Annotated in this window: 14 protein-coding genes; 1 reads left to right on the forward strand and 13 read right to left on the reverse strand. The window is 50.0% G+C overall.

What is annotated here, in order from left to right; genetic code table 11:
• Positions 1–221 precede the first annotated feature (221 nt).
• Both WKK33_RS05530 and WKK33_RS05535 read right to left on the reverse strand, forming a co-directional pair.
• Positions 222–1,778 carry a hemin receptor gene (locus WKK33_RS05530; protein WP_309438383.1) on the reverse strand — a complete coding sequence of 519 codons (1,557 nt, stop codon included), beginning with the start codon at positions 1,776–1,778 and terminating at the stop codon, positions 222–224.
• Positions 1,779–1,843: 65 nt separating this feature from the next.
• Entirely contained in the window at positions 1,844–2,833 is a 990-nt protein-coding gene (locus tag WKK33_RS05535; RefSeq protein WP_337932866.1) for a hypothetical protein, read from the reverse strand.
• A gap of 139 nt (positions 2,834–2,972) precedes the next feature.
• On the opposite strand from WKK33_RS05535, the gene prmA reads away from it, so the two are divergent.
• Positions 2,973–3,839, forward strand: a complete 867-nt coding sequence (gene prmA, locus WKK33_RS05540) for a 50S ribosomal protein L11 methyltransferase (protein WP_337932867.1) — start codon at positions 2,973–2,975, stop codon at positions 3,837–3,839.
• 151 nt (positions 3,840–3,990) lie between these two features.
• Here prmA and WKK33_RS05545 read toward each other — a convergent pair whose 3' ends face one another.
• The 11 genes from WKK33_RS05545 to WKK33_RS05595 all read right to left on the reverse strand — a co-directional run bounded on the left by WKK33_RS05545 (position 3,991) and on the right by WKK33_RS05595 (position 13,713).
• Positions 3,991–4,962 (reverse strand): F0F1 ATP synthase subunit gamma, encoded by a 972-nt coding sequence (locus WKK33_RS05545; RefSeq protein ID WP_215760391.1) that lies wholly within the window; start codon positions 4,960–4,962, stop codon positions 3,991–3,993.
• Positions 4,963–4,968: 6 nt separating this feature from the next.
• Positions 4,969–6,555, reverse strand: coding sequence for a F0F1 ATP synthase subunit alpha (gene atpA / locus WKK33_RS05550; protein ID WP_337568613.1), 1,587 nt, complete (start codon positions 6,553–6,555; stop codon positions 4,969–4,971).
• Positions 6,556–6,558: 3 nt separating this feature from the next.
• Positions 6,559–7,095, reverse strand: coding sequence for a F0F1 ATP synthase subunit delta (locus WKK33_RS05555; protein WP_215760393.1), 537 nt, complete (start codon positions 7,093–7,095; stop codon positions 6,559–6,561).
• A 9-nt stretch (positions 7,096–7,104) separates the two neighbouring features.
• Positions 7,105–7,614, reverse strand: coding sequence for a F0F1 ATP synthase subunit B (atpF, locus tag WKK33_RS05560; protein WP_337469004.1), 510 nt, complete (start codon positions 7,612–7,614; stop codon positions 7,105–7,107).
• A 25-nt stretch (positions 7,615–7,639) separates the two neighbouring features.
• Positions 7,640–7,888, reverse strand: coding sequence for an ATP synthase F0 subunit C (gene atpE / locus WKK33_RS05565; protein WP_287769942.1), 249 nt, complete (start codon positions 7,886–7,888; stop codon positions 7,640–7,642).
• A gap of 30 nt (positions 7,889–7,918) precedes the next feature.
• Positions 7,919–8,983 carry a F0F1 ATP synthase subunit A gene (gene atpB, locus WKK33_RS05570; RefSeq protein ID WP_215760396.1) on the reverse strand — a complete coding sequence of 355 codons (1,065 nt, stop codon included), beginning with the start codon at positions 8,981–8,983 and terminating at the stop codon, positions 7,919–7,921.
• Positions 8,984–9,265: 282 nt separating this feature from the next.
• Positions 9,266–9,475 (reverse strand): hypothetical protein, encoded by a 210-nt coding sequence (locus WKK33_RS05575; protein WP_337932868.1) that lies wholly within the window; start codon positions 9,473–9,475, stop codon positions 9,266–9,268.
• A gap of 18 nt (positions 9,476–9,493) precedes the next feature.
• Positions 9,494–9,733 (reverse strand): ATP synthase F1 subunit epsilon, encoded by a 240-nt coding sequence (gene atpC, locus WKK33_RS05580; RefSeq protein WP_215760399.1) that lies wholly within the window; start codon positions 9,731–9,733, stop codon positions 9,494–9,496.
• Positions 9,734–9,766: 33 nt separating this feature from the next.
• Positions 9,767–11,293: a F0F1 ATP synthase subunit beta gene (gene atpD / locus WKK33_RS05585; protein ID WP_337932870.1), complete on the reverse strand. Its 1,527-nt coding sequence runs from the start codon at positions 11,291–11,293 to the stop codon at positions 9,767–9,769.
• 62 nt (positions 11,294–11,355) lie between these two features.
• Complete coding sequence (gene pfkA / locus WKK33_RS05590; RefSeq protein WP_287769911.1) at positions 11,356–12,333, reverse strand: 6-phosphofructokinase; 978 nt, start codon at positions 12,331–12,333, stop codon at positions 11,356–11,358.
• A gap of 27 nt (positions 12,334–12,360) precedes the next feature.
• Positions 12,361–13,713, reverse strand: a complete 1,353-nt coding sequence (locus WKK33_RS05595) for an SLC13 family permease (RefSeq protein WP_337932883.1) — start codon at positions 13,711–13,713, stop codon at positions 12,361–12,363.
• Positions 13,714–13,760: the final 47 nt, after the last annotated feature.

Genomic DNA, 13,760 nt, shown 5'->3' on the forward strand with positions numbered 1-13,760 from the left:
AAAGGATTTCTCTTTGCCGTACGACACAGAGAAATCCTAATGACCGATTTGGGATTAATAACATCCTAATAATCTTCCTGTTTCGGTCTAATGACCGATTGGAGATTAAAGCGAAAATGGCTTATTTTGCCGTCCACATGACGATGGGCGCAAAATAAGCCATTCTTATATAAGGTGTTGTGGACGCAACAGATACCACAACAAACGAGATGTACTGCCTATTAGAAGCGATAGCCGAGAGTGAGCAGCATTTGGTTACGCTTGTTGCTCACCTTCACACCATCAGCTATACAGTTGTCGGGAGAAGATGCGCTATTGGCCACGTAGCTCATGAAAGGATAGAAATCACCATCAGTCTGACTGTATTGGTATGCCAAATCCACAAAGAATTTCTTCATCTGGTAGCCAAAACCTGCCGTTACGCGGTTGGTCGACTTCCAGTTGGTGTAATCGGTAGAGGTGGCATAAGCCGAGCCCGGGCTTTCAAGACTTCCGTCGCGGAACCCATTCTCGCTAAACATCGGACTCATATAGTTGTAACCCAAGCGGATGGAGAATTCGGGCATAGGCTTAAACTCCATACCCAGCTTCAAGGTGCTTACGCCCTTCAGAGTCGATTTGGTGTGGCGGTTCATTGTGCGATCACTTGAGCTCTGCTGGAAATAGTAAGACCAATCGTCGTAATAGCCGCCATCATTGATACGGTTGTCAATGGAGCCATAGTCGGAATACTCGTAGGTGGCGCCCAGAGCCAAGCATCCTGCCAAGGTGTGGCCTAAGCTAACGCCAAACTTCCAAGGCGTATAGACCTTGTAATCATAGTCGGCCTTCTGGCCTTTGTCGAGAGAGCCCGCCGCGTCGGTCATCGTCACATCGTTAGCCGATGAAAGCGTAAGGTCATACCACGTTGGAGTATTCACATAAAGGCCTATGCGGAAGGGCGAGGTCTCAACAGGACGGAAAATAACACCAGCCTTCAAGTCGAAGCCTTGGCCATCGATGCGCAGGTCTTCCCACGACTCGGCCATGGCGTTCTGCTCCAGGTTCTCCGTGTAATAACTATTGGAGCGATAGTTCACATCACGCAAACCAACCGTCAGTCCTAGAAACACACGGTCATTTAAGTTTCCGCTGATATTGAAGTCATACTCGCCTATATAGCCCTTTTGGTATTGCCCAAAGAGATACTCTGTTCCGTTGAGGTAATCTAATCCCACCTGCTTGTTCTCCTCATTCATGATGGGGGTCAGCAAAGCCGAATAGTTGGCGTCCACACCATTCCAATTGTAATCGGTTCCATAGGGATACTTCATAGCAGTCAGTTTGTTCTGCGAAGCCTTGTTGAGCACACCACCAGCAGTAAGTATCTGATCGAAATTCCTGCTCTTGTGATAGTTGAACGCAAAGTTCAGGAAACTGCTTTGACTTGTACGGAAAGCATAAACTAAACCTACCTGGTCAAAGCTCGCATTGGTCTTGTTGCCATCTATACGAGCGTTAATGCCGCCAAAGGAAGGTGACGTGGTGGCGTCTTTCTGCGCCACAAATCCACCCGAGAGCGACACCTGGCTGGATCGGAAAAGGCCTATGCCAGCCGGATTGCTTCCAATGGTAGAGATATCGGCTCCCAGAGCCTCCATGGCGCCACCCATGCCCACGTAACGGGCTGTGCCGTTGAGCTCACTATCAACCAACTTCGTGTCCTGATAGGTTTCCTGGGCCGACAGAGGAACTGCCACAAGGGCCAATGCTGCGATGATACTGTATTTTGTTTTCATCATAATAATGTCTTATATAAATAGATGTTGTTTCTTTAAGGGGCTTAAAACCTCGTCCATAACAGTTAGCGTCGGCCACCACCAAAATGGCCTCCGCCACCACCGCCAGAATGGCCACCACCGAAGCCTCCGCCTGAGCGTGAGCCTCCGAAGCCACCGCCAACGGATCCGCCAAAGCTACCCGACGAAGGAGTGTTGCTGCCAAAGGAGTTGTAGGAGCGGCTGGGCGTATAGGTGCGGTTTTGCGAATTGGAATTGTAGGTTCTGTTGGTACGCGAACCAAACGAGCGATTGTTGTTGCTTCGTGAAGTGTAACTGTTGCGTGAGCCCGTGGTAACACGATTGCCGTACGCCCCATTGTATCGTCCGCTCGTTGATCCGACGCCAGAGGTGCTTCCAGCGCCATAACTCCACGTGCGGTTACCCGTCAATCCGCGAGGATTGCCACCAGCGTAATGGATGTGGACACCACCCCAATAGGGATTGTTCCAGCCCCAGCCATACCAACCACGATAATAGGGCCAGCCCCAACCGTAGTAACCAGCATAGCCATAGTACCAGGGATCGTACCAACCACCATACCAACTGCCATACCATCCTCCATAGGCGCCATAACACCAAGGATCATACCATGGGTCGTAGAAACCATAGTATCTTGGTCCCCAGTAACCATAGAACCAAGGATTATAGAATCCATCCCAACGACTCATGCGGCGTGTATATCGAAAATCCTCATCGTCCCAGTACGAATTATTCTCATAGGCAAACGAGGTGTCGACATAGCTGGAATCAGGATAAACACCAGCACCTTTCTGGAATTCGAACACATCGGCACTCAACGAATCGCCACCAATAGGCTGATAATGACTGCAAAAGCGACCTCTGCGGTTATACTCATCTACATTTCGGCTGCTACCCACATAGTATGCGGGGGCCTCTTGAGCCACATCTTTTGCCTTAGACTTGCTCGGCATGAAATACATGTCGTCGCTCTGAGCCCAAGCCTGCAAAGAAATTGGCCCTGCAAAAGCTAAGAGAAGAAAAATCTTTTTCATATCTGTATGCTTTTAAAATACCTTCTTTTTCAGCTTGCAAAAATACATTTATTCTTACTGCAAATATAAGGAAAACCCCTAAACTATGATAGGTTTTTCCCTATTATTTTTTAATTTTGCAAAAAATAACAATAGCAAGATGAAATACAAAGTAGCACACTTTAAGGTGACAGGACCTGACGCTTTGAGGCAGACGGCTCGCGACTTAATATCATGCGTGGCGGGAGAAGTTGGCTTTGAGGCATTCGAGGAAACCACCGACGGCCTGAAAGGCTATGCGCAAACGGAACTATTCGACCAAGGAGCGCTCGATTATTCGCTTTCCACATTACTCTTGGAGGGTGTCAGCATAACCTATTCGCTCGAAGACATGGAGGACAAAGATTGGAACGAGCAATGGGAAGAATCGGGATTCGACCCTATCAACATCAACGGACAAATCATTGTGTATGACGCACGACGCGAACAACCTACGGCCCCACAGGGCGCCACGCTTATTGGCATCAAGGCCATACAGGCTTTTGGCACAGGCACACACAACACGACGCAAATGGTGATAGAATCGCTCTTGCAACTTGGTGCCGAAGGAAAGCGCGTGCTCGACTGCGGATGCGGAACGGGCATCCTGGGCATCACCGCATCCAAGTTGGGCGCCAAGGACGTTGTGGGCTACGACATTGACGAATGGAGCGCCAACAACGCCAAATACAACGCAGAACTCAACCATGTGGACAACATGCAGGTGATGTTTGGAGACGCCTCCGTCTTGACCCACGTGTCGGGTCTTTTCGACGTGATCATGGCAAACATCAACCGCAATATCCTGCTCAACGATATGGAGGCATTTAAGGAAGTGATGGCTTCCTACGCCCATCTCATCATCAGCGGATTCTACGAAAGCGATATTCCACTTCTCCTTGACAAAGCCACCGCATTAGGCTTTACGGAAACAGGACGTAAGAAACAAGAGGATTGGTGCTGCTTGATGTTGCAACTGAAAGCATAAGCGACGTCAGCAACAACAAGCGACAACAGCGACATAAGGTCAAAACTCAGAACGAAGAACACAGAGCATAACTTATGCTTTAACAAAAAAAGCAGAGGTGTCAAGGAATCATATCCTATGGCACCTCTGCTCATATTAGGCGGCAGACTCATCAATTGTTGACAGATCCACCCACAATATCAAGAAGTTCGCTTGTGATGGCTGCCTGACGACTCTTGTTGAACTCAAGGTTGAGGTCCTTCAACAGTTCATCGGCATTATCGGTGGCAGATTGCATGGCCACCATACGAGCGGCGTGCTCTGAAGCATTGCTGTCGAGCAAAGCCGTGTAAACCATCAGGTTGAGAAGCTTAGGAATGAGCACCGAAAGTACCGACTCCATGTCGGGCTCCACGATGAAATTGTCATTCAGCTCAACCACTTCTTCGCTCTTACGGCTTTTCGACACGCCTTTCTTGCGCAAATACTCCTGGGCCTTCTGCGTTACAAGGTTAGAACTTAGGTCACGATCGTTGTAATTGCCGATCTTCTCCGTAGACAAGTCGATGGGAAGGAAGGTGCGACGAGTGAGGATTTGAGTTCCTGCACTCTTGAAATGATGGTAAATCATCTCCACCTTATCGTATTCGCCATCAACAAACTTCGCCGCAATCTCCTTGGCGATGTCTGCACAACCTTTCGCATTAGGCTTATCAGCCAACTCTGTAAAGTCGCCAGCACATTGGCAACCCAGTTTCGTCACCTTCTCAGCAACCTTACGACCTATCGGATAAATCGTAATGTCGCTGATTCCTTGAGCCTTATAACCCGCAATAGCCTGCTGCATCATCCTAATGACGTTGCCATTAAATCCGCCACAGAGTGAACTGTTAGACGAATAAACGATCAACGCCACCTTCTTCACCTCACCACGCTCCAAGCTGTAAACGCTTTCAGCATCGGGCATGGAAACCAAGAAGCCTTTCAAGATATGCTCCAACATGTTCTCGTAGGGAAGCATGTTCTGAATGGCGGTCTGAGCGTGATGAAGTTTGGACGACGCAACCATCTTCATGGCGCTCGTAATCTTACGAGTGCTCTTTACAGATGCAATGCGGGTTTTGATCTCTTTTAATGACGGCATAGGCTATTATTTCTTAAACTGTCCGGTGACGTTTGCCATCACTTCCTCGATCGTCTTGACATCTTCGTCGAGAAGCTTGCCAGACGCAAGGTTGTCGATGACATCCTGGTGCTTGGTACGCATCTGCTCCAAGAACTGATCCTGGCAAGAACGAACCATCTCCACCTCCACGTCGTGCATCAAACCATGCACACCACAATACAGAATAGCGATTTGCTCGCCTACAGGCATTGGGCTATACTGGGGTTGGATAAGAAGCTGGTTGTTCTTACGTCCTCGGTCGATTGTCATGGCGGTAACAGGATCCATGTCGCTTGAGAACTTGGAGAAGCTCTCGAGCTCACGATACTGGGCCATATCGATCTTCAGCGTACCGGCCACCTTCTTCATACTCTTCACCTGTGCAGATCCACCCACACGGCTGACGGAAATACCCACATTGATGGCAGGGCGGAAACCCTGGTTGAACAAGTCAGTCTCCAGATAAATCTGTCCGTCGGTAATGGAAATCACGTTTGTGGGAATGTAAGCCGAAACGTCGCCAGCCTGAGTCTCGATGATAGGAAGGGCCGTCAGCGAGCCTCCACCCTTCACATGGCCCTTAAGGCTCTCGGGCAGGTCGTTCATGCTCTCGGCAATCTCCTGCTGATCATTGATACGTGCGGCACGCTCAAGCAAACGTGAGTGAAGGTAGAACACATCACCAGGGTAGGCCTCACGTCCTGAAGGACGACGCAAGATAAGCGACACCTCACGATAAGCCACAGCCTGCTTAGACAGGTCGTCGTAAACCACAAGGGCATCGAATCCACGGTCGCGGAAGTACTCACCAATAGCAGCTCCCGCAAACGGAGCATAATACTGCATGGCGGCAGGATCGGCAGCCGTAGCACTAACGATGATGGTATATGGCAGAGCGCCATGCTCCTTCAACGTCTGCACCAATGCAGCCACCGTAGAGGCCTTCTGGCCAATGGCTACATAGATGCAATAAACAGGCTTTCCTGCCTCATAATTGGCTTTTTGGTTGATGATAGTATCAACAGCTACTGCGGTCTTACCCGTCTGTCGGTCACCAATGATCAACTCTCGCTGTCCACGACCAATAGGAATCATTGAGTCGACAGCCTTCAAGCCTGTCTGCAAAGGGGTCTTCACCGGCTGACGATAGATCACACCAGGGGCCTTTCGGTCCAAGGGCATCTCAAACGAATCAGTCAGGTCAATGTCACCCTTGCCATCAATGGGCTCACCCAGAGGATTGACCACACGGCCCAGGAAGTTGTCGTTCACACGAATCGAAGCGATATGGTGTGTACGCTTAACCTTCTGTCCCTCTTTGATACCAGCCGTAGAACCCAAAAGCACACAACCCACGTTGTCTTCCTCCAGGTTCATCACGATAGCCATGGTGCCATTTTCAAACTCAAGCAACTCACTGGCCTCTGCATTACGCAGTCCGTAGATGCGTGCCACACCGTCTGAAACGGTCAGCACCGTACCCACCTCGTCAAACTGCTCAGCAGAGTTAACGCCTTCGAGTTGCTTCAGCAGAACCTCAGACACCTCGCTTGGTCTAATTTTATCTGACATTGATTATTTCTTTAATTGATTAAGAATCGTGTTAAGTTTCGTCTTGACACTTGCATCCATCCGGTAGGTGTCATACTCCAAGATGAACCCTCCGATAATATTGGGATCCACCTCTGTGTTGAACTCCACCGTTCCATGAGTTTTACTTTCCACCATTGCCTTCATCTTACGCTCCGTTTCGGGCGAGACAGCAACAGCGGTAGTCAGTTTTCCTCGAGTGACGTTTTTCTGTTGACGATAAAGCGTTAAATAAGAAGCAGCCATAAATTGCAGGGTGCTCTCCCTACCCTCGTTCAGAACAAGTTGAAGGAAACGTTGTGTCAGGTCTGAGACCTGTCCACCACAAGCTACCTCAAGCAAGGCATTCTTCTTGTCCTTATCGAGCATGGGATTGTCTATCGTGGAGCGAAGGGCCGGTACTTGGAGATAACTCTGCGAAAGCACAAGCATCTCCTTATATACAGCATCCTCTTGCTTCATATCCGTAGCGCTCTTCAAGAGTGCGCGGGCATACCTGACCGATATTACACCTAAATCCATATGCTACAACTATTTACTCGTTTTGTCATCAACAGTCACTTCATCCAGCAGTTTGTCAATCAGCTCCATCTGCTTGCCGTCGCCAGAAAGCTTCTCGCGCACAATGCGCTCAGCAATCTTCACTGACAACTCAGCGACCTGGGCTCGGATCTCACGAATGGCTTGTTGCTTCTCCGTCGCAATTTCCGCTTTCGCGTCATTAATCAGGCGAGCACCTTCGTCCTTCGCTTTCTCCTGAGCCTTAGCGACAATCGCCTCACGGGTCTCGGTAGCCTCCTTCATGATGGCTGCCTGTTTCTCGCGGGCTTCCTGCAAAATGGATTCTCCTTCTTTCTGGATATTGGCAAGTTTCTCGTTGGCCTCATGCGCTTTGCGAAGACTATCGTCGATGAAGGCCTTGCGCTCCTTTACCATCTTTGAGATGGAGGGGAAACCCCATTTACCCAGGATGCAAAGCGCAATCAGGAAGACAATAGTCATCCAAAAAAGCAGGCCTGTACTTGGCATTAACAAATCCATACGCAGCGCTTAACTCTTACGACGATTAGATGCAAAGGAATGCTACAACTACTGCGAACAGAGCAACACCCTCCACCAGAGCAGCTGCTACGATCATGTTCGTGAAAAGCTTGTTCATCACCTCGGGCTGACGAGCCATAGCGTCCATGGCCTGGCCACCAATGCGACCAATACCGATACCTGCACCGAGAACAGCAATACCAGCGCCGATACCAGCGCCCAACTTAGCAAGACCTGCTGCAGCTTCAGCTGCCAATAATAATGAAATCATAATCTTTAAGGTTTTTATTGTTATTATTAATGTTTATTTTTCTCTTGCGAGTCCAATGAAGATAGAACTCAACATTGTGAACACCATTGCCTGGATGAAGCAAACCATGCACTCGAGCAACATCATGAACACAGCCATCACAATGCCAAGCACCGACATGCCAATCATTACGGCCATGGCCTTTGCGGCAACAATGAAGATGATGCAAATCAACGATACCGCAATGGCGTGTCCAGCCATCATGTTGGCAAAGAGACGAATCATCAAAGCGAAGGGCTTAGTGAAAATACCCACGAACTCAATGACAGGGATAATCGGGAACGCCTTCAGGGCCAAAGGCACCTCGGGCCAGAAAATGTCCTTCCAATAATGCTTGGTTCCACTAACCTGCGTGACGATGAATGTGCACACGGCCAAGAAGAAGGTAATGGCGATATTACCCGTCACATTACCCGATCCCGGCGGGAACGGTATGACGCCCATAATGTTGCAGACTAAAATGAAGAAGAAGCATGTCATCAAATAAGGAGAGTACTTCTCGTAACCTTCCTCGCCGACACCAGGCTTAATAATGTTGTCTTCCACATACATCACCAACATCTCCACCAGTCCGGTGAAACCACCGGGGGCGGCATCGCTGGCCTTGTGCCTACGATACCAACGGGCAGGCAACAGGATGCACAGAAGCAGTATCACCACATTAATGAACATCACCGCCACAGTCTTTGTGATGGAGATGTCGAACGGCAACACTTCCTTCTCGCCCTGCAGCTCCACCACCTTGCCAGCATGCTCGCCACGAGTGGCGATAGCCAGTTGGGCGGGGCCCATGCGATAACCCTTGGCGTCGGGTTCATGCGCAAACTCAGCCGTACTAAAGACATGCCAACCCGTGGAACTCTTCACTATAACCGGCAAGTTGATGACGATTGAGCGGTCGCCTATTTCGGTCACGTGCCAATCGTAAGTGTCCTTGATATGCTCAAGCACTATCTCGCTGGCATTTATCGACTGCGACTCATTAGCCTCAGCTCCCACCGTAGGAAGCCAAGCCATCATCAGCACCAACAGGCAGACAATATGTTTAACCAATTTCATTTGTATGCTTATCTATTAATTTTTATCACGTGCGTAACCACCATCATTACCCCATACATGATGAGTACCATGGCGGCAAACGACTTGGCCTCTTCCAGGCTTTCTGATATGACGAACGCGTGTACACCAACTAACGTCAGAACGACTTGCGCCCGTATCACCATAAAAGCAAAGCCGAAATACACCAATAGCTGAGGAGCCTTCCGTTCAAAGAAGGAACACCCCAAGAGCCACATCAGTCCTAAAACGATGAACAACAGACGATAGCAGTCAGCGAAGGCATCATGGTTTTCTGGATTTACTTTTACGGGAAATCATCATTCGCATGACAGCCGTTACCACGAACCACAACGCAAGTGCGCCCAGCGCTACCCATACAACCTTGTTTAGCCAAGCGGTTTCTTGGATAACGTTAAGGACCGTCAGTGTCGCCAAGGTACCCCCGGCTATCATCCACAATCCCATTTTGCGCACTTTGTTGATGTTATTCATTGCATTGACTGTTGTAGGTTACACCTCCACGCAAACGCAGACTTCGTTTTTCTTAACCTCAACGAATCCGCCATGCACTTCGATGCTTTGTTTGCCGTCCTTACCTGTGTACACCACCATTCCGTCGGTCAACGAGGAGATGATGGGGGCATGGTTGTCGAGTATCTCGAATTGTCCGAGCGTACCAGGCACTATCACACTCTCTATGTCGCCATCATATACGACCTTTTCGGGGCTAACGATTTTAAGTTTCAGCATGACTCAAAGTATTAAAAGCCTTCAAACCAATGATTAAGCCTTCGCTGCCTCAAGCAGTTTCTTACCCTTAGCCTTGGCGTCCTCGATGGTACCGACATTCATGAATGCCTGCTCGGGAAGGTCGTCGACCTCTCCGTCGAGAATAGCGTTGAAGCCCTTAATCGTGTCCTCGATGCTAACCATCACGCCAGGTACACCCGTGAACTGCTCTGCCACGGCGAACGGCTGGCTGAGGAAGCGCTGCACACGACGAGCGCGATTCACCACGAGCTTGTCCTCATCCGACAACTCATCCATACCCAGGATGGCGATGATGTCCTGCAACTCGTTGTAATGCTGCAAGGTCTCCTTCACACGCTGAGCGCACTCATAATGTTCCTTACCTACGATAAGCGGATCAAGAATACGCGAGGTGGAAGCCAACGGATCAACAGCAGGGTAAATACCCAACTCGGTAATCTTACGGTCGAGCACCGTGGTGGCGTCGAGGTGCGAGAAGGTTGTAGCAGGAGCGGGATCGGTCAAGTCGTCGGCAGGCACGTAAACAGCCTGCACAGAGGTGATAGAACCTTTCTTCGTAGAAGTGATTCGTTCCTGCATGGCACCCATCTCCGAGGCCAACGTAGGTTGGTAACCCACAGCCGAAGGCATACGACCCAACAGAGCCGACACCTCAGAACCAGCCTGAGTGAAACGGAAGATGTTATCGATGAAGAACATGATATCGGCAGGTGCTCCATCCTTACCTCCATGATCGCGGAACTCCTCTGCGACGGTCAGGCCCGAAAGTGCTACGGAAGCGCGTGCCCCAGGAGGCTCGTTCATCTGACCATAGACAAGGGTGGCTTGCGACTTGCGCAGCTCCTCAGGATCGACCAGCGAGAGATCCCACTTGCCTTCTTCCATGGCTTTCATAAACTTCTCACCATAGCGAATAACGCCCGACTCGAGCATATCGCGAACAAGGTCGTTACCCTCACGGGTACGCTCACCTACTCCAGCGAACACCGAATAACCATCGTGTCCCTTGGCGATGTTGTTGATCAGCTCCATGATAAGCACGGTCTTACCCACTCCTGCTCCACCAAAGAGTCCGATCTTACCACCCCTCATGTAAGGCTCAAGCAGATCGATGACCTTGATACCCGTAGCCAACATCTCTTTATGGGTTGACAACTCGTCGAATTTAGGAGCGGGACGGTGGATGGGATAGCTACCAGTCATGTCGAGGGTCTTCATGCCATCGATAGGCTGTCCAATCACGTTCATCATACGTCCCTTGATCTGCTCGCCAGCAGGCATGGTGATAGGGCTACCCGTGGGCACCACGTCCAAACCACGCTGCAAGCCATCGGTATTGTCCATTGCCACACAACGAACGGTATCCTCACCAATGTGCTGCTGCACCTCAATGATAAGGTTAGAGCCATCTGGGCGTTTCACCGTCAAGGCTTCGTGAATCTTAGGCAACACCTTCTCGGCATCTTGTCCCTGGGTGTCGAAATAGACATCCACCACAGGACCAATAATCTGGGAGATGCGCCCATTAATATGTGCCATAAACTATTTAGATTTAATGTTTTGTTATTATAAGAATTGGGTTTGCTAAACAGAGAATTGCCTTAAATGCTCAAGTCGTCGAGCACCTTAATAAGCTTTCGGTCGAAAGGCTTGTCGGATCTGATCGCCTCAGATAGCGGCACGTAGACCACCTCGTTGTTGCGAACTCCGACCATCACGTTGCGCTGTCCCTGCATAATGGCTTCAATGGCTCCCACACCGGTACGGCTGGCAAGGATACGGTCGTGGGCTGACGGGCGTCCGCCTCTCTGCAAATGACCAAGAATTGACACGCGAACATCATATCCAGGGAATTCCTTCTTCACACGGTCGGCATAATAAAGGGCGCCGCACTTAGGACTCTCCGACACGATGACGATACAACTCTTCTTAGATTTGCGTATGCCGCGCTCCATAAACTGAGCCAACTGGTCGACGTCGGTTGTGTCCTCCGGGATGATGGCCGCCTCAGCTCCACTTGCGATAGCCGAGTTTTGCGCCAAGTAACCAGCGTCTCGTCCCATTACCTCAACAAAGAAGATGCGCTCATGGCTTTGTGCCGTGTCGCGTATGCGGTCTACACACTCCACAATGGTGTTCAACGTAGTGTCGTAGCCTATCGTCGAGTCGGTGCCATACAGGTCGTTGTCGATGGTTCCAGGCAGTCCGATGCAGCACACGTCATACTCGCGCGCAAACTGCATAGCTCCTGTCAGAGATCCGTTTCCTCCAATAACCACCAACGCGTCAATCTCCTCTTTCAGCAATGTGGCATACGCCTTTTCCTTACCCTCAGGAGTCATAAATTCCTTGGAGCGCGCCGTGCGCAGTATCGTTCCACCCTGCATAATGATGCCCGACACATTCTCGGTAGTGAATGGCTTCACCTCATCATTAATGAGGCCGTCATAGCCTCGGTAAATGGCTTTGATGTTAAACCCGTTGCATATTCCCGCACGGGTTACCGCACGAATAGCTGCATTCATACCAGGCGAGTCGCCACCCGAGGTCATAATGCCTATTGTCTTAATCTTTGCCATAGCTTATGTTGTTATTTTTAAGTTAAATCACGCATATATCATCAGCGCAAGGACTACAAATCCCAATGCGGCTCCAATGGCCGCCATACCGCCAACGTTTTTAAAGTACCATCCCAAATGGATACGTTCGGTCTTCATCAGGGTTATTCCCGCAGCCGACCCTATTGCCAAGACATTGCTACCAACGGCCGACCCGTAGGCGATGAGTTTCCAATAGTCGGCATTCATCTCTGTCGATGGATTGAGAGATGTGAAACTTGCCACGGTTGCGAAATTGTCGAGGAACGAACTGATGACACCCGCACACACGCCGAACGCCCAATCGCCCGGTGCCACGCCGTCCAAGAAATGCCATACATCCGTAAGGATTCCCGTTTCCTTCACCACGCCAAGGGCCAAAATGATTCCCATGACAAACAGGATAAGCTGATGGTTACCATAGAACAAAGCCCGTGGCATGCGTCGGCGCACCATCGCATCCATATTCATCAGTTTGCGATTGAAAACCTCGTTGACTATCCATAACACGCCCAACACGCACAGGGCGCCAATGAACGGGCTCAACTTGGTGATGGTATGAAAGGTTGGGATGAACCACAATCCGCCAATACCAACAAAGAGCATGAGCAGTCGTTGCCACACATTGAGGCGCGTGTCGTCGCCACGATAGGGCATCGTTATCCACTCCGTCTCCACTCGGCCTGGCAAGCTACGTCCAAGCCACCATGTAGGCACAACCCACGCTACCAAGCAGGGAACGACAAGCGACATGGAATAGTTCGTGGCGCTCACAAGGCCATTGTTCCAAAGCATGAGCCCCGTTGGGTCGCCAATAACCGTCATGGCGCCACCACAGTTGGCCGCCACCACGATGGCCGATCCGTAAATCATGCGGTGACGGCGGTTGGGTATGATTTTACGCATGATGACCAGCATCATCAAGGTTGTGGTAAGGTTGTCGAGATTCACGGAAATGAGGAGCGTCACGATCGCCAATGTCCACAACATGCGCTTTCCGCTTCGCGTTTTCAATAATTGCGAGATGAAATCAAAACAACCATTGTTGTCCAGCACCTCCACAATGGTCATGGTGGCGAGCAGGAAAAGCACTATTTCCGAGGCTCTTCCCACATATTTCAGAAAAACGTTGCCTGCAATAAACTCCTTCACGGAAACACTCGTCGACGCTGCTCCCCCTAAGAAGTTCTGGTATTCCACAGGATGTTGGCTCATGACGAAATCTGCCCCATAACTTATATAGAGCACCCAGCCTGCCGTACAAACGAATATAGCCACAGCTGCCTTATTCACCTGGGTGAAACATTCGGTTGCGATAAGCACGTAGCCTACAAGCAGTATTCCGATAATAATCAGAGCTATCATCTGTGTTATCTTTTGTTGCAAAGGTAACGAATAAAAACCAATGC

Source organism: Hallella sp. (assembly GCF_037460745.1).
Lineage (GTDB): Bacteria > Bacteroidota > Bacteroidia > Bacteroidales > Bacteroidaceae > Prevotella > Prevotella faecis.

Coding starts and splice junctions, on each gene's coding strand:
- WKK33_RS05575 (WP_337932868.1), bottom strand. CDS start 9,475: ATGAATAACATCAACAAAGTGCGCAAAATGGGATTGTGGATGATAGCC.
- WKK33_RS05530 (WP_309438383.1), bottom strand. CDS start 1,778: ATGAAAACAAAATACAGTATCATCGCAGCATTGGCCCTTGTGGCAGTT.
- prmA (WP_337932867.1), top strand. CDS start 2,973: ATGAAATACAAAGTAGCACACTTTAAGGTGACAGGACCTGACGCTTTG.
- atpD (WP_337932870.1), bottom strand. CDS start 11,293: ATGGCACATATTAATGGGCGCATCTCCCAGATTATTGGTCCTGTGGTG.
- pfkA (WP_287769911.1), bottom strand. CDS start 12,333: ATGGCAAAGATTAAGACAATAGGCATTATGACCTCGGGTGGCGACTCG.
- atpB (WP_215760396.1), bottom strand. CDS start 8,983: ATGAAATTGGTTAAACATATTGTCTGCCTGTTGGTGCTGATGATGGCT.
- WKK33_RS05545 (WP_215760391.1), bottom strand. CDS start 4,962: ATGCCGTCATTAAAAGAGATCAAAACCCGCATTGCATCTGTAAAGAGC.
- WKK33_RS05555 (WP_215760393.1), bottom strand. CDS start 7,095: ATGGATTTAGGTGTAATATCGGTCAGGTATGCCCGCGCACTCTTGAAG.
- WKK33_RS05535 (WP_337932866.1), bottom strand. CDS start 2,833: ATGAAAAAGATTTTTCTTCTCTTAGCTTTTGCAGGGCCAATTTCTTTG.
- atpA (WP_337568613.1), bottom strand. CDS start 6,555: ATGTCAGATAAAATTAGACCAAGCGAGGTGTCTGAGGTTCTGCTGAAG.
- atpC (WP_215760399.1), bottom strand. CDS start 9,733: ATGCTGAAACTTAAAATCGTTAGCCCCGAAAAGGTCGTATATGATGGC.
- atpF (WP_337469004.1), bottom strand. CDS start 7,614: ATGGATTTGTTAATGCCAAGTACAGGCCTGCTTTTTTGGATGACTATT.